General features: G+C 60.1%; 15 protein-coding genes. 1 reads left to right on the top strand and 14 read right to left on the bottom strand.

Annotation, left to right across the window (positions count from 1 at the left end):
- Positions 1 to 101 precede the first annotated feature (101 nt).
- The gene (locus tag LOY55_RS15700; RefSeq protein ID WP_258665670.1) at positions 102 to 761 is read left to right on the top strand and encodes a lysozyme inhibitor LprI family protein; all 660 of its coding nucleotides are present in this window, start codon (positions 102 to 104) and stop codon (positions 759 to 761) included.
- Positions 762 to 781: 20 nt separating this feature from the next.
- Here LOY55_RS15700 and LOY55_RS15705 read toward each other — a convergent pair whose 3' ends face one another.
- The 14 genes from LOY55_RS15705 to LOY55_RS15770 form a co-directional block, all read right to left on the bottom strand.
- A complete protein-coding gene (locus tag LOY55_RS15705) occupies positions 782 to 1,147 on the bottom strand; it encodes a Rieske (2Fe-2S) protein (protein WP_109787188.1) in 366 nt (121 codons plus the stop codon).
- Positions 1,148 to 1,149: 2 nt separating this feature from the next.
- The gene (locus tag LOY55_RS15710) at positions 1,150 to 1,461 is read right to left on the bottom strand and encodes a YciI family protein (protein WP_109787187.1); all 312 of its coding nucleotides are present in this window, start codon (positions 1,459 to 1,461) and stop codon (positions 1,150 to 1,152) included.
- A 3-nt stretch (positions 1,462 to 1,464) separates the two neighbouring features.
- Entirely contained in the window at positions 1,465 to 2,337 is an 873-nt protein-coding gene (locus LOY55_RS15715; protein WP_109787186.1) for a dioxygenase, read from the bottom strand.
- 80 nt (positions 2,338 to 2,417) lie between these two features.
- Positions 2,418 to 3,485 carry a maleylacetate reductase gene (locus LOY55_RS15720; RefSeq protein ID WP_258665673.1) on the bottom strand — a complete coding sequence of 356 codons (1,068 nt, stop codon included), beginning with the start codon at positions 3,483 to 3,485 and terminating at the stop codon, positions 2,418 to 2,420.
- A gap of 8 nt (positions 3,486 to 3,493) precedes the next feature.
- Positions 3,494 to 4,957: an aldehyde dehydrogenase family protein gene (locus tag LOY55_RS15725; protein ID WP_109787184.1), complete on the bottom strand. Its 1,464-nt coding sequence runs from the start codon at positions 4,955 to 4,957 to the stop codon at positions 3,494 to 3,496.
- Between the two features lie 90 nt (positions 4,958 to 5,047).
- Complete coding sequence (locus tag LOY55_RS15730) at positions 5,048 to 6,067, bottom strand: hydroxyquinol 1,2-dioxygenase (protein WP_109787183.1); 1,020 nt, start codon at positions 6,065 to 6,067, stop codon at positions 5,048 to 5,050.
- Positions 6,068 to 6,108: 41 nt separating this feature from the next.
- Positions 6,109 to 6,603, bottom strand: a complete 495-nt coding sequence (locus LOY55_RS15735; protein ID WP_109787234.1) for a hydroxyquinol 1,2-dioxygenase — start codon at positions 6,601 to 6,603, stop codon at positions 6,109 to 6,111.
- A 128-nt stretch (positions 6,604 to 6,731) separates the two neighbouring features.
- Complete coding sequence (locus tag LOY55_RS15740; RefSeq protein ID WP_109787182.1) at positions 6,732 to 7,661, bottom strand: LysR family transcriptional regulator; 930 nt, start codon at positions 7,659 to 7,661, stop codon at positions 6,732 to 6,734.
- 86 nt (positions 7,662 to 7,747) lie between these two features.
- Positions 7,748 to 8,782 carry a branched-chain amino acid ABC transporter permease gene (locus tag LOY55_RS15745; protein ID WP_109787181.1) on the bottom strand — a complete coding sequence of 345 codons (1,035 nt, stop codon included), beginning with the start codon at positions 8,780 to 8,782 and terminating at the stop codon, positions 7,748 to 7,750.
- On the bottom strand, positions 8,782 to 9,645 hold the full coding sequence (locus tag LOY55_RS15750) for a branched-chain amino acid ABC transporter permease (protein WP_109787180.1): 864 nt from the start codon (positions 9,643 to 9,645) through the stop codon (positions 8,782 to 8,784). The genes LOY55_RS15745 and LOY55_RS15750 overlap by 1 nt, the downstream gene beginning before the upstream one ends.
- A gap of 2 nt (positions 9,646 to 9,647) precedes the next feature.
- Positions 9,648 to 10,340 carry an ABC transporter ATP-binding protein gene (locus tag LOY55_RS15755; RefSeq protein ID WP_109787179.1) on the bottom strand — a complete coding sequence of 231 codons (693 nt, stop codon included), beginning with the start codon at positions 10,338 to 10,340 and terminating at the stop codon, positions 9,648 to 9,650.
- A 3-nt stretch (positions 10,341 to 10,343) separates the two neighbouring features.
- Positions 10,344 to 11,069 (bottom strand): ABC transporter ATP-binding protein, encoded by a 726-nt coding sequence (locus LOY55_RS15760; protein WP_258665676.1) that lies wholly within the window; start codon positions 11,067 to 11,069, stop codon positions 10,344 to 10,346.
- 26 nt (positions 11,070 to 11,095) lie between these two features.
- The gene (locus tag LOY55_RS15765) at positions 11,096 to 12,406 is read right to left on the bottom strand and encodes an ABC transporter substrate-binding protein (protein WP_109787177.1); all 1,311 of its coding nucleotides are present in this window, start codon (positions 12,404 to 12,406) and stop codon (positions 11,096 to 11,098) included.
- 87 nt (positions 12,407 to 12,493) lie between these two features.
- Positions 12,494 to 13,840 (bottom strand): outer membrane beta-barrel protein, encoded by a 1,347-nt coding sequence (locus tag LOY55_RS15770; RefSeq protein ID WP_109787176.1) that lies wholly within the window; start codon positions 13,838 to 13,840, stop codon positions 12,494 to 12,496.
- Positions 13,841 to 14,091 lie beyond the last annotated feature (251 nt).

Below are 14,091 nucleotides of genomic sequence, written 5' to 3' on the forward strand. Positions count from 1 at the left end.
CATCGCTCAGTTAAGATGTGGCTGGATGGAACTTCTCTCGCTTGAGGTTATAGTCCCGTACAGAAAAGCCCCGTACAGAAAATGATCCGGGTGACGTCAACATGAAAACGCTCACGGCCCTTTTCACCTGCTTGCATGTTGCCAGCGTATGCGCGGTCACGATCTCCTGCGCGAATGCTGCGTCACCTGCGCGCACCTTCAAGACCAGCTTCGACTGCGCCGACACAAAAGCATCCGTCGAGAAACTCATCTGCCGCGATCCGCAACTGGCGCAAATGGATATTGAACTGATGCGTCTCTATCGACTGGCGCTCACGGATGAGCATTCGGTGCCGCCCGCAAACAAAGTCATGATCGACCAGCAGTTCTGGATCGAGGCCCGCAACCAGTGTGGTTCCGGGCCGGAGTCCAAGGCATGCGTGATCCGCAGTTATGCCGAACGTGCGTATCAGCTCCGCCAAGGCTCGGCCATTGTGAGAACCAAGGATCCAGACAGACTGACCGAAGGCCCCCAGGCGTTCCGTTGTACCGGGCTTAGCGACTTGATGACTGCGACATTTTTTAATACGCAGCCAGGCGTGGTTTACCTGAAATTGGCGAACTCCTCGATCACCCTGAGCCAGGTGCAAAGTGATTTTGAAACCCGATACACCGGCAAGAATTACCAGGGGAACTACAGCTTTCGGCAAAACGAAAACGGGGTCTATTTCCAGAAGCCTGGTGCCGGGGAAGTAAGCTGTACGGCCGAGCCGGTTGGTTGAGGGCTCTGCCCGCCCCCTCCTCACCCACCCTGCATCCGGTCGCCCTCGTGCTCGATGTCCATGAGCAAGTGGTTTTCCACCCAGCGCACCGGTACCGACTCCAACTGTGCGCCCTTGCAAGGGCCGTCGATGCATTGCCCGTCGTCGAAACGGAACATAGCGCTGTGATGCGCGCACATCAGGACCTTGCCGCGATAGGTGCAAAATTCCAGTGGCCGATAATCCAGAGGCACCGAGAAATGCGGGCAGCGGTTGACGTACACCCACACCTGCTGACCTTGGCGCACTGCCACCAACCCGGCCGGATGCAGTTGCTGGTGCTGCGGCAGGCCCAGGGCGCCGCCGTCCGCGATGTCGTCGAGTTGGCACAACGTGATGGTGATCATGGTCAGCCGCGCAACTCCGGGTTGCCCAGGCTCCAGTGCCAGGGGCGAATCTGCACACTGGCGAACAGCCCGGCCTGGACATAAGGATCGTCCTGAATAAACGCTTCCACTTCAGGCAAGCTGCCCGCCTCGATGACCAGCAGCGTGCCATTCATGGACGTGCCCGCTTCATCGAGGGTCGGGCCGCCGAAGCGCACCACTACCCGATGAGCCTGGTTGGCACGTAAATGCGCCTGATGGCTAGGCCGCAAACGCTGACGCAAGGCTAGCGAGTCCGGATGGTCGGTGGCGAATACCGCAAAAAACTGGCCCATGATTCACACAATTTCCATGACAAATTCATAACACGCACGCTTGAACGGCAATTGCATATCCAGGTCGGCGGACAAGTCGTCGTGAGTGAAACGGTCTTCGTAGATCACCTGCAACGACTGTTTGACGCCAAACACCGCATCGGACTCCAGGTACGGATCATCGTGATTGAACAGGTGCGTGACCAGTTTTCGATAGCCCGGTACGTCGATCATGAAGTGCAGGTGTGCGGGCCGCCACGCGTGACGGTTGGCGGCATTGAGCATACGCCCGACCGGGCCATCGGTAGGGATCGGGTAGCACACGGGAACAATCGTGCGAATGGCGAAGTAGCCATTGGCATCGGTGCGATATCGACCGCGTAAATTGCCGAACGGCTGCTCCGTGTCCTGGCCTGAATACATCCCGTTTTCGGCGGTTTGCCACACGTCCAACACCGCGCCGGCCAGTGGGTTGCCCTGAGTGTCGACCACACGACCGCGCACCAGTGCTGTTTCGCCAGGTGTGCAGGCCATGTTTTCACCAAACTCACGCTCTGGCATGCCGTCGATGTAGAACGGCCCGAACACGGTGGTGTCGGTGGCATTGGCGGTGTGTCGATGGTTGATGGCGTCGACCAGCATCGAGACACCAAGGGTGTCCGAGAGCAGGATGAATTCCTGGCGCACCAGACCATCGCACGTGTGGCCGGTATCGGTCAGAAAGCGTATGCCTTCAAACCATTCCTGCTCGGTCAGTTCGACTTCGCTGACAAACGCGTGCAGGTGCCGAACCAGGCTTTGCATGATGTATTTGTAACGCGCGTTCGGCGCGTCCTTGAAGCTGTTCACCGCCTGCTCGGAAATCCGCAGTTCGATGGTTTTGTCTTGATCGGTCATTGTTGTTATTCCGACGAGGGAGAGTGTACGGCTAGCGCAGGCATCGGGGCCGTGGTTCGCCCCGACGCTGCCCTGATCAATCAGGCTGGTGCCTGGCCTTTCAACGCGCGGGTCAACAGCGCTTCAATCAGTCCTTGTTCAAATGGCCGGGGGTTGTAATACGGACTGGCGCAGGCGATTTGCGCCGCTTCGGCAGGGCCGTGCTCAGGCAGGCCAATGTCCCCCAGCGCCAGAGGAATGCCCAGCTTCTGGTTCAGCGCGTACAACAAAGCGCCGACCTCGCTTGCCTCGTTGCCACCCAGGGCGCGCGCGGCCCGTTGCAACGGCTGCGCTGCCGCTTTGCGGTTGTAATGCGCGGCGTGGGGCAGAACGATTGCATGGGCCTGGGCGTGCGGCAGATTGAACGTCCCGCCCAAGGTGTGGCAAAGCTTGTGGTGCAAAGCCATGCCCACCGAACCCAGGCAAATGCCCGCCAGCCACGCACCATACAACGCCTGGCTACGCGCCTCGGGATCATCGGGATCGTTAACCACGCCCGGCAATGCCAGGGCCAGCGAACGAATCGATTCTTCGGCCATGAAGCCGATGATCGGGTTGGCGTCCTGGGCGTACAGCGCCTCGACGGCGTGGGCCATGGCGTTCATGCCCGAGCAGGCGGAAATCTGCGACGGCAAAGTCAACGTCAACTGTGGGTCGTAGATCACGGTTTTGGGCAAGACCCTGGGATCACGCCCGGTTTTCTTCAGGCGATTTTCCGTCAAGCCGTAGATGGGCGTCATTTCGGAGCCGGCGTAAGTGGTCGGCACCGCCACGATGGGCAGGCCTGAATCCATGGCAATCGCCTTGCCCAGGCCAATGGTCGAACCACCGCCAATGGCCACGCAGCAATCGGCATCCAGACGTGCCGCTTCAAGACGCGCCGCTTGCGCCAGTTCCAGCGGAACGTGCATCACGGCCTTGGAATAGATGCCCGCCGCGCGGTCACCGAGCAATGCCGCGACCTGTTCGCCTAACCCGTGCTGTTCCGGCGTGGTCAGGATCAGTGCACGCCGGGCGCCCAGGCGTTCGATTTCTTCAGCCAGCGTCGAGAGTTTGCCCCAACCGAACACCACACGGGTCGGCAGGCTTTGGTAAACAAATGGGTTCATGGCAGGCCTCAACGTGGGTAATACGGCGCGATTTTGGCGTCGACGTTGACCCACACCGAATGGGCTTCGGTGTAGTCGTGTATCGCTTCGAAGCCCATTTCACGGCCATAACCCGATTGGCCGACACCGCCAAACGGGCTACCAGGGTTGACGCGTTTGTAGCAGTTGATCCAGCACATGCCGGCGTGGATGGCGTCGGCCATTTTGTGCGCGCGGGCCAGGTTCTGCGTCCACAGCCCGCTGCCCAGCCCATATTCGGTGCTGTTGGCAATGGCCAGGGCTTCTTCGTCGGTGCTGAAGCGCACCACGGTGACGAAAGGCCCAAAGACTTCTTCCTGGCAGACACGATCACCGGGCCGGGCTTCGACGACGGTCGGCTCGACGTAAAAACCCTTGGCCAGGCTTTTGTCGTCCGGTGCCTTGCCGCCGACGAGGACCTTGCCGCCCTGCTCGATGGCGATATCGATATAAGCCAGGACGCGGTCGCGGTGCAGCGCCGAAGTCAGTGGCCCCATTTCGGTCTGAGGGTCCATCGGATCGCCCAGGCGAATGGATTTGGCCAGCGCGATGAATCGCTCAAGGAACGGGTCAGCAATGTCTTTATGCAGAATCAGACGCGAGCCGGCGATGCAGGCCTGGCCCTGATTGTGAAAGATTGCCCAGGCAGCGCCATTGACCGCCGCCTCCAGATTGGCGTCTTCGAAGACGATGTTGGCACCCTTCCCGCCCAGCTCCAGTTGGATGCGCTTGAGGTTGCTTGTCGACGATTCGACAATCCGTCGACCGGTCGCCGTCGAGCCGGTAAAGGCAATCTTGCCGACGTCGAGGTGTTCTGCCAGCGCTTGCCCGGCAGTATGGCCGTAGCCCGGCACCACGTTGACCACACCTTTCGGAAAGCCGACTTCTGTCATCAGCTCGACGATGCGCAGGGTCGTTAACGGCGTGATCTCCGAGGGTTTGATGACGATGGTGTTGCCCGCCGCCAGTGCCGGGCCCATTTTCCAGCTGGTGAACATCAGCGGAAAGTTCCAGGGCACGATCTGCCCCACCACGCCAATGGGCTTGCGTTGCACGTAGTTGAGGAAGCCGGCTTCAACCGGGATCACTGAACCTTCGACCTTGTCGGCCATGCCGCCGAAGTAGCGGAAGCAGGCGGCCGTGCGCGGTACGTCGAGGCCACGGGAGTCGCGGATCGGGTGGCCGGTGTTCAAGGATTCGAGCTGCGCCAGTTCTTCGCCGCACTCTTCGATCTTGTCCGCCAGTTTGAGCAACAGGCGCCCGCGCTCGGCGGCACCCAAACCCGACCAGGCTGGAAAGGCACGCTTGGCGGCGGCGACGGCGAGATCGATGTCTGCGGCTTCAGCGGCGGCGATGCGGGTGATCAACGAACCGTCATGGGGCGACAGGACGTCGATGGTTCCACCGGCGACGGCGTCAACGAAGCGGCCATCGATATAGAGCTGATTTTGCATAATTGTTTCCTCGCACCGCGCGTGTAGCGCAGTGTCTGACTCAAGGGCTGGGAGCATGGCCCGACATGACGCCGGGCAAGACACGAGGTCTTAAAACTCGATCGGGTACGGCTTGAGTTCGCCGCTCTCGTAGCGTTGCGGCAGGTTCGGCGTGGCGTTTTCCCAGACCATCAACATCGAGCGTTTGGTCGAGTAGCCCTGGTGACGTATGTCGGCGGGCATGGCGCAGATGTCACCGGCGCGCATGGTGATGCGGGCGCGTGGGTTGCCGTCATCCTTGTCACCGACATCCCAGATGATCTCGTCGGACATTTGCAGGAACCACTCGATGCGGTCATTGCCATGGAACACCGGCAGGATGAATTCTTCGGTGGTCGGGCAGAACAGGCTGGCCTTGCACACCGAGGTCACGGACGGGTTCCAGGTCACGTCGGAGCGCGACAGGTACTTGAACAGGTTGAAGGCATGCAACTCACCTTCGAAACCTTCTGCGGCGTGGACTTCAGGTTCGTCCTGAGGCACATCGATGAACTGGCGATTGACCGGAAGATCGTTGCGCAGCGGCGAATCATCCTTCAGGCCCGGCATGCGTTTGGTGGCGATGCGGGAGCGCTCGATGGCTTCAATGTTGTTGCCGTTCTTGCGACCGAAAGCGCTGCCGGTTTCTTCCGGTGCGGCGAACGGGTCAAATGTCGAGTTGGTCCAATCACGCAAAATGGCCTTGAACGTCGCCATGATCAGCGGTGTTTCAAAGTTTTCGGTGTAGTTGACCCCGGCAGCCTTGAGCGTGCCGTTGAAGGTGCCGGCATACAGATCGACCCTGCCGTAGTAATTGCGAGTGCCAATGACCTGGTCGAAGTTGACCCAGCCATAGAAAAAGCCCCAGGCCACATCGCGCATCATGGCGCGCAGGAAGGCGTCGACCGGAATCAGGTGCGAGCGGGTCTGGCCTTTGGCGGGCCAGGTGATGCGGGCGAAGTACTCGTCGCGCGACAGGTCGAAGGCGCCGAGTTTGAATGAGCAGTAGCCAGTAACGGCATGGGGTGCGCTGGCCTGGACGTCATCGTCGGCAAACAGGGCGGTATCGGCAGCGGTTTCAAGCATGGCCATGGCGGGATTCCTTTTGTTGTTGGTTTAGGCGGCTGGGCAGATCACTTGAAGCAGATGTCAGCCCACTTCTCGACTGACAGCGGGCCTTTGATGGTCTGCTGCAGGATCACGCCCGGGCGGCTGGCTTCGAAGCGATAAGCAGTGCCCACCGGCAACAGGCACTGATGGCCGCGCTTGAGCAACACGTAGCCCATGGGTTTGCCCGCCGGTACTTCGCCGGCCAGTTGCGTGCCCTCGCTGTCTTTGAGCGGCGCATCGAGCTTGAGGAAATCCACCCGCACTTCACCGTCCATGACGATGGCGAATTCGTCGTGCGCGGCGGTGTACCAAGGCGATTGACCTTCGGCGCGGATGGACTCCACGACATAGCCGAGGTTGAGGCCGACCACGACTTTTTCGTAAGGACGGGACTGTGCCGCCACTTCGAAGATGTTCGAAAAAGCGTAGTGACTGGCCTGGCCGCTGATGAGTTCAACCGACCCTTTGGTGTAGTTGTCCAGCGAGCCGAATACCGTTTCGATTGCAGCGCTACTCATGGTTTTCACCGTTTTGTTGTTGTAGTAACAGTGAGCCAACAGTACGTCGCGCCTGGCCCCGGAACAATTAGAGGACCGGCGACAACAGTGTTTGCGAAACGCAAACACTGGAGCGAGCCAAGTGCCGGTCAGCGAACCCAGCCACGCTCCAGCAAGGGTATGTCCCAGCATGGCTCATCGCCGAAGTTCTCCACCAGAAAGTCGATCAACGTGCGTACTTTCAAGGCCCGGCGCTGCGTCGCGGGGTAGACCGCGGAGAAGTTGAAGGATGACAAGGCGTACTCGGACAGCACCGGAATCAACCGGCCACTGAGCAAGTCATCGCTGGCCACCAGTGTCGGCAGGCAGACAATGCACACCCCGGTTTGTGCGTAATCGCGCAGCAAATGCACTGAATTGGAACGCACTTGGCCCGGCAGGCTCAGTTCTACTTGCTCATCTTCGCGGGTGAAGATCCAGCGGTTGCGCGACGGATAGCCCTCGTACAGGGCGATCTTGTGTTGCAGCAGCTCCTGAGGATGGGTCGGCACGCCGAACTCGCTGGCGTAATCGGGGGACACGCAGAACAATCGGCGCACACTGAACAGTTTGCGCTCGATCAGGGTTTCCGCCATAGGCGGGAACATCTGGAACGCCACATCGAAGCCTTCTTCGATGGGGTCCACCACCCGGTCGTTGACGATGACATCCACTTCAATGTCCGGATAAAGCCGCGTGAACTCGGCCAACAGTCGCCCGAAGTGACCGATGGCAAACCCTGGCAGCATTTGTACGCGCAACTTGCCGGTGGGTTTGGCCCGCAGTTCGCGCATGTGTTCGGTAAGCGAATTGAAACTCGCCACCATGTCCGCGCATTCCTTGTAATACGTCTCCCCTACCTCAGACAGCCGCACATGGCGGGTACTGCGGTGGAACAGCGGCGCATTGATGAACTGTTCGAGTTGCTGGATGCGGTGGGTGATGACTGAGCGGGTCACGCCCAATTGCTGGGCCGCCCTGGCGAAGTTGCCGGTCTCGGCAACTCGCACAAAGGCTTCGACACTGAGTAAACGATCCATGGGGCCGGCTCTCTGGATGTTTTTGTTCTTATAGGAACAGCGAGGTTAGCCTGTCGGCACCTCGCGCTCCACATCCCGGAGCCGTCTTATGGCTGGGGCCGCACGGATAACCGTCGCTGCATGGGGAAAACCTGCCAGCCCAGGCGTTCGCTGATCAGCCCCCACACGCCTTGCGGCGCCTTGAGCATCATCACCACCGCAACGGCGCCGAGAATGATCATGTACACCGCGCCGTATTGCGCCAGGCAGCCGCGCAATACGAAGTAAATCAGCGTGCCGATCAGCGGTCCTTCGAGGGTGCCGATGCCGCCGATAATCACGATGAAGATCACGACTGCCGTCCAGTCTTGCAGGTTGAACGCCGCGTCCGGTGAAATGCGCAGTTTTTGCAGGAAGATCAGTGCCCCGACCACGCCTGTGCAACCGGCGGCCAACACGTAGACCATCAGTTTGGTGCGGAATGTATCGACCCCTAGACTGCCGGACGCCGGTTCCGAATCACGAATTGACGCCAGGGCCAATCCCTGTCGCGAACGCAGCAGCAAGAACACCACTGCCACGGCGCCAATGGCGATGGCAAGCGCGGTGAAATAGATCAACGTCTCGCGCCCGTCCCGGTCATTGCCGATCTGCCGCACGATCGCCGCCGGCAGACTTTGCCCGGATCCACCGCCAAGGCTGCTCATTTGCGCCAGGCCCAGGCGAAACACTTCTGCCACCACCCAGGTACCAATGGCGAAATAGGCTCCGCGCAGACGAAACACAATCAACGCCGTGGGAATCGCCAGCAGCGCAACCGCCACGCCAGAGAGCAGCACCGCGAGCAAGGGCGGTACACCGAACTGGCTCGCCAGCATAAACAGCAGATAACCGCCGAGGCCAACGAAGGCCTGTTGCCCGACCGACACCATGCCGGCGTACCCGGCCAGCAGGTTCCACATTTGCGCCAAGGCCAGGTAGTAAGCGAACTCCACCACCAGACGAAGACTCGCGCGATCGGCCCAAAGAGGGGCACTGAGCAGCACCAATACACAGAGTCCCAGCAAGGACAGACCAATCGTGCTGCTGAGGGTCGTTCGTTGCACGCGATAACCGAGCGCGGGATTGTTCAAGGCATTCATCAATCGACACTCCGGGGAAACAGGCCACGCGGGCGCACGACCAGGATCAGCAGAAACACAAGGTGACCGGCGAGGATTTGCCAGCCGGGATCGATTTTTGCGCCCAGGGTTTGCGCTACACCAAGGATCACCCCGCCTGCCAAGGTGCCCCACAGGCTGCCCAGGCCGCCGATGATCACCGCTTCGAAACCGTACAAAAGCCGCGCCGGCCCCACGGTAGGGTCGAAACTGGTACGGATGGCCAGAAACACCCCGGCAATCGACACCACCGCCATCGCCAGCGCCATCGCCAGGCCAAAGATGTGCGCGTTGTTCACGCCCATCAGCCGTGCGGTGTGCTGGTCATCGGACGTGGCGCGAAACGCCCGCCCCAGCGAGGTTTTGTAGAACAGCAATTGCAGGCCGCCAATGATCAGCAACGCGCTGCAAAACACGATCAGCGGCATCTCGCCCACGCTCAGGCTACCGATGCCGACACTGGCCACATCAAGATCGCCTTGGGACAGTTTCTGGCTGTCGGCGCTGAAAAATTCCAGCAGCACGTTCTGCACGATGATCGACAAACCAAAGGTCACCAGCAGTGGCGGCAGAATGTCCGTGCCCAGCGTGCGGTTGAGTAATAGCCGTTGCAGCAGGTAGCCGAAACAGAACATCAACGGCACGACGATCACCAGGCTCGCCAACGGACTGAACCCCAGATGATTGACCACCATCAGCGCCAGATAAGACGCCAGAACGATGAAGTCACCATGGGCGATATTGACCAGGCGCATGATGCCGAACATCAGCGACAGCCCCACCGCGAACATCGCGTACAGGCCACCGAGCAACATGCCTTGAAGCAAAGTATTGAGCCATTCCATCACTAGATCCCGAAGTACGCGGCTTTGATGTGTGTTTTGTCCGCATCCCCTGGCCGCCCGGTCAGGGACACGCGCCCTTCCTGGAAGCAATAGAAGCGGTCGCACACACTCAGCGCCTGATTGATGTCCTGCTCGACAAGAATCACCGTGGTGCCGTCAGCCTTGATCGACGGCAGCGCGGCATAGATGTCCTTGATCGTGGTCGGCGCCAGGCCCAGGCTGATCTCATCGCACAACAGCAAGTGCGGGTTGGCCATCAAGCCCCGGCCAATCGCGACCATTTGCTGCTGGCCACCGGACAAGGCAGTGCCGGGGCGCTTGCGCAGTTTTTCCAGCACTGGAAACAGTTGGTAGATCCTGGCCAGCGTCCACGGTCCCGGGCGTTTGCTGTAGGCACCGATCAGCAGGTTTTCCTCAACCGACAGCGAAGGAAACAGCTTTCGGCCTTCCGGCACTAAAGCGATGCCCTGCTCCAGCACCTGATTGGCCGCCAGGTCACCAATGGCCTGCCCCTTGAAGGTGATGGCACCGGGCGAGTTTTTGATCAGCCCGGCCAGCGAGCGCAAAAAAGTCGACTTGCCCGCACCGTTGGAACCGATGATCGCTACGGTTTCACCCGCCTCAAGGGTCAGGCTGATGTCGAACAGCGCTTGAAAGTCGCCGTAGCCGGCGCAGAGTTTTTCGATGGTCAGCATGCGTCAGCTCCCGATGCCCATGTAAATGTCCTGGACCCGAGGGTCGGCCATAACGCTGCGCGGTTCGCCTTCGGCCAGTTTGGCGCCGAAGTTGATCACCGTCAGACGGCTGACCACCGCCAGCAGGGCATGCACGATGTGCTCGATCCAGATGATCGCGACGCCGGACGTGTGGATGCCCTGAATGGTGTCCACCAGTTGCAGGCATTCCGGTTCGGTCAAACCACCGGCAATTTCGTCCAGCAACAACAGACGCGGCTGGGTCGACAAGGCGCGGGCCATTTCCAGGCGTTTGCGATCGAGCAAGGTCAAGGAGCCAGCCAAGGCATTGGCCTTGCGCATCAGGCCGGTCAGCTCCAGTGTTTGCGCACACCACTGACTGGCTTCCTTGTCACTGAGCCGCGCACCGAAAGTCGCGCCCACCAAAAGGTTCTCGAACACGGTCATTTTCACAAACGGGTGCGGAATCTGATGGGAGCGACCGATGCCTTGCTGGCAACGTTTGAACACCGGCTCGCGAGTGACGTTGTGACCTTCGAAATGGATCGTGCCCTTGTCGGACGCCACGCCACCGGCGATCAGGTTGAACAGCGTGCTTTTGCCCGCACCGTTCGGGCCGATGATGCCCAGCGCCTCACCCGGTTGCAGGGTCAGATTGATCGCGTCCGTGACCTTCACCGAGCCGTAGCTTTTGTGCACGTCGGTCATTTGCAGAAGTGGCTGTTGCATGCTGCCCTCGTCTCTGTTTTGCGCGATCAATACGTGATGGCCTGCATCTCGCCGCCTAGCGGAATCGCCGGGGCGTTGGCATTGCTGGTCACGATCAGGTCGTATTTGTTGTCATTGCCCAGCCGCCACTGACCGCTGACCAGTGGCGTCTTGGCCACGTTCTTCACCGGCCCGCCGTTCCAGTTGATCGGCCCGACCACGGTATTCAGATGGGTCTTGAGCAAGGCATCGCGTACTGCATGGGCGTTCCCGACTTCTTCGGTGCGCTTGAGGATGTCCACCGCCAGTTCAAACAGGGCATGCACGAACCCCAGGGGTTGCGTCCACTGCTTGCCGGTGGCCTGGGTGAAACCCTGGGCCAGCTGCCCGGCACTGGCACCGGTCAATGACGAACTGAACGGATGCGTCGGGCTCCACCAGATTTCGGTCGAGAGGTTGTTGCCCGCCTTGCCCAACGCTTCAACCGCCGTGGGAAACAGCAACGCCTTGCCTACCGATACCGCTTTTGGCTTGAAGCCTTGCTGGCGGGCCTGGGTCCAGAACGTGCTGAGGTCCGGTGGAATCACTACGCCGGTGACAATCTCGACATCGGCTTTTTTGAACGCGGCAATTTGCGCGGAGAAATCGTCCGTCAGGCTTTGAAATCGGCCGGGGTCGACCAACTGAAAACCCTTCTGCGCCAGCACCGGTGGAAAGCCGAGTTTCTGGTCGCCCCAGGCATTGCCGTCGCCGTCATTGGGGAACAGACCGCCGACCACCTTGTTGGACGGCATGGCACCCCACATTGAACTGTAAGTGCCAATCACATCTTCCAGGCCCCAGAAAAAGTGATAAGTCCACTCAAAGCCCTGGTCCGGTTTGCCACCACGGGTAAAGAACCACGGCTGCCAGGGCGCCACGGTGGAGATGCAGGGAATCTCGTTGATTTCGCATTGGTCGGACACCGGATTGGTGGTTTCCGGGGTCGATGACACCAGCATCAGATCGACTTGGTCTGACAGGATCAACTCGCTTGCCACTTCCGCCGCACGGTTGGGGTTGGACTGGCTGTCCTTGACGATGACTTCCAGGCGATAGGCCTTGCCCGCCACATTGATCGTGTTTTTCAGCACCTGCTTGAGCGATTCGATGATGTAGTTGTCGGCGGCGGCAAACGGCGCCAGCGGCCCGGTCTGCGGGCTGACATAGCCGAGCTTGATCACCCGCTCGCCGCCGATTGCAAAATTGAACGGCAGGCTGGCCAGCGCCAAGCCGCCAGCGGCAGCGCCAGTGCTGCGCAGGAAGTTGCGCCGTGAGAAGTCGCGGCCAAACAGGTTTTTATCGTTGTTGTCTGTCATGTCAGTACTCCAAAAGCCTGGACGAACAGGGTCGCCACGTGTGGCCGGGCCAGCACGCAGGGTCAGGGGTAAACGAAAGAAGTCGGTTTAGAAGAAGAAGCTGACGTCGAAGGACGCCACGACCTGCGAGTCCTGTTGCCCATCGGCGTAGGCATCGCGACCGGGACCGGAATGAATGTCGTAACGCAATTCCGGACGCAGGCGCACGTTGGGTGTCGGCGTCCAGGCCACGTTGGTGGTCACGCCGTAGAAACTGCCCCAGGTCGGGTCCGGGATGCCGGTGTTCGGGTCGATGTTGGCCATCATCACGTGGACCGGTGCGTCGGTGTAGAACCACTCGGCGCGACTGTTCCACATCAGGTTTTCGCTGAGTTTGTGATACCAGTTGATATCGGTGCCGTACCAGGTGGCATCGTTTTTGTTGGCGAACCCGGCGAAGGCGCCTTGCTCCTGTTTGCCGTAGTTCAGCTCCAGTGCCACGCGGTTGTTCGGATCGACGACGTGCGAAAGGGTCAGGTAAGACGCCAGGCGCTTGTAGTCGTCATCCTTGGTTCCGGCCGGCAGCGGTGAGCCGCAGCTGCATTCGGCGAAGCTGTCGCCGGCGCCGTTACCGTAGATGTTTTCCCAGTCGATCCAGGTGCCGAAGTCCGCCGAGCGCCAGCGCACGTTGGCGATCACATCCGGGTCATGGTTGGGGTCTTGCAGGTTGTTCCAGCCCTGCACCACGCCCAACTCGAAGCCCAGCATGCTTTCGCCGGGTGCCGAGGGCAGTTTGAAGGAGTACAACGCACCGGCATGTTTGGCCGGGCCATGCATGAAGGAATACGTGTGCGAGTAGAAGTCCGTCGGTGCCGGGGATGGCAACGCGAAGCCGATTTCGTTTTCCAGTGGCGTGTGGAATATCCCGATCATCAGGTCTGAGCCGCCAAGCACCGGGAAGTAGAAGTCGGCGTAGGCCTGGGCGATGGTGAGTGCGGGTTCTTCGGGTTTGTTGCTGCGGTTCGCGCTCAGGTCTTCGTCCCAGCCGTAGGTCTTGAAGTAGCGCGCGTCTTTGCCATACACCGTCGTGACGTTGAAACCCCAGTCAGCCTCTTGCGGCATCGGCCCCGGAAACGGCCCGACGCGGCCGATCACATTGCTCTTGGGTTTCTTTTCCACGGCCAGGGCGAACTGGTTGAGGTTCACGCCTTCATCGGTATTGAAGAAACTCTGTTTGCTGACGTCATCCGTGCCGTTGTTGTTGTAGATCACACCCACCTGGCCCCAGCCATAGACCTTGATCCCGTGTTCACGCTCAAGGCTGTCGCCGAACACCCCGCGCACCAACGAGCCCATCGGGTCGTCCGCTGCGCAAGCCAAAGAGGGAACCAGAACCCCGGCACCCAGAACGGGCGCAAGCAGGGTTGCTGCACGGACCCATGCACGAATACTCATAGCTGCCTTCCTTATTTTTATTAGGTGCCAATCCCCCGAAGGGGCATGCGGCCGAAAGCAAGCGATGACGTAACAGTGTCTGTCTTGATGAGCCCTGGCTGGAGCTCCACCCGATCGTTGGCCAATCGCGGTGTTCGGCGTAATGGAGGCTACAAGCCCACCACTCCACCAACAATTCCATTCTCGGCGACTTCAGTGTTTGCGTATTCAGAACAATCAGAGGCTCGGCACCCGGCTCTCAAGTGTGGATG

Source organism: Pseudomonas sp. B21-040, assembly GCF_024748695.1.
Classification (GTDB): Bacteria; Pseudomonadota; Gammaproteobacteria; order Pseudomonadales; family Pseudomonadaceae; genus Aquipseudomonas.

What these genes read in the sequence shown, in the direction of transcription:
- LOY55_RS15700 (WP_258665670.1), top strand. Translation starts at nt 102, where the DNA reads ATGAAAACGCTCACGGCCCTTTTCACCTGCTTGCATGTTGCCAGCGTA.
- LOY55_RS15705 (WP_109787188.1), bottom strand. Translation starts at nt 1,147, where the DNA reads ATGATCACCATCACGTTGTGCCAACTCGACGACATCGCGGACGGCGGC.
- LOY55_RS15710 (WP_109787187.1), bottom strand. Translation starts at nt 1,461, where the DNA reads ATGGGCCAGTTTTTTGCGGTATTCGCCACCGACCATCCGGACTCGCTA.
- LOY55_RS15715 (WP_109787186.1), bottom strand. Translation starts at nt 2,337, where the DNA reads ATGACCGATCAAGACAAAACCATCGAACTGCGGATTTCCGAGCAGGCG.
- LOY55_RS15720 (WP_258665673.1), bottom strand. Translation starts at nt 3,485, where the DNA reads ATGAACCCATTTGTTTACCAAAGCCTGCCGACCCGTGTGGTGTTCGGT.
- LOY55_RS15725 (WP_109787184.1), bottom strand. Translation starts at nt 4,957, where the DNA reads ATGCAAAATCAGCTCTATATCGATGGCCGCTTCGTTGACGCCGTCGCC.
- LOY55_RS15730 (WP_109787183.1), bottom strand. Translation starts at nt 6,067, where the DNA reads ATGGCCATGCTTGAAACCGCTGCCGATACCGCCCTGTTTGCCGACGAT.
- LOY55_RS15735 (WP_109787234.1), bottom strand. Translation starts at nt 6,603, where the DNA reads ATGAGTAGCGCTGCAATCGAAACGGTATTCGGCTCGCTGGACAACTAC.
- LOY55_RS15740 (WP_109787182.1), bottom strand. Translation starts at nt 7,661, where the DNA reads ATGGATCGTTTACTCAGTGTCGAAGCCTTTGTGCGAGTTGCCGAGACC.
- LOY55_RS15745 (WP_109787181.1), bottom strand. Translation starts at nt 8,782, where the DNA reads ATGAATGCCTTGAACAATCCCGCGCTCGGTTATCGCGTGCAACGAACG.
- LOY55_RS15750 (WP_109787180.1), bottom strand. Translation starts at nt 9,645, where the DNA reads ATGGAATGGCTCAATACTTTGCTTCAAGGCATGTTGCTCGGTGGCCTG.
- LOY55_RS15755 (WP_109787179.1), bottom strand. Translation starts at nt 10,340, where the DNA reads ATGCTGACCATCGAAAAACTCTGCGCCGGCTACGGCGACTTTCAAGCG.
- LOY55_RS15760 (WP_258665676.1), bottom strand. Translation starts at nt 11,069, where the DNA reads ATGCAACAGCCACTTCTGCAAATGACCGACGTGCACAAAAGCTACGGC.
- LOY55_RS15765 (WP_109787177.1), bottom strand. Translation starts at nt 12,406, where the DNA reads ATGACAGACAACAACGATAAAAACCTGTTTGGCCGCGACTTCTCACGG.
- LOY55_RS15770 (WP_109787176.1), bottom strand. Translation starts at nt 13,840, where the DNA reads ATGAGTATTCGTGCATGGGTCCGTGCAGCAACCCTGCTTGCGCCCGTT.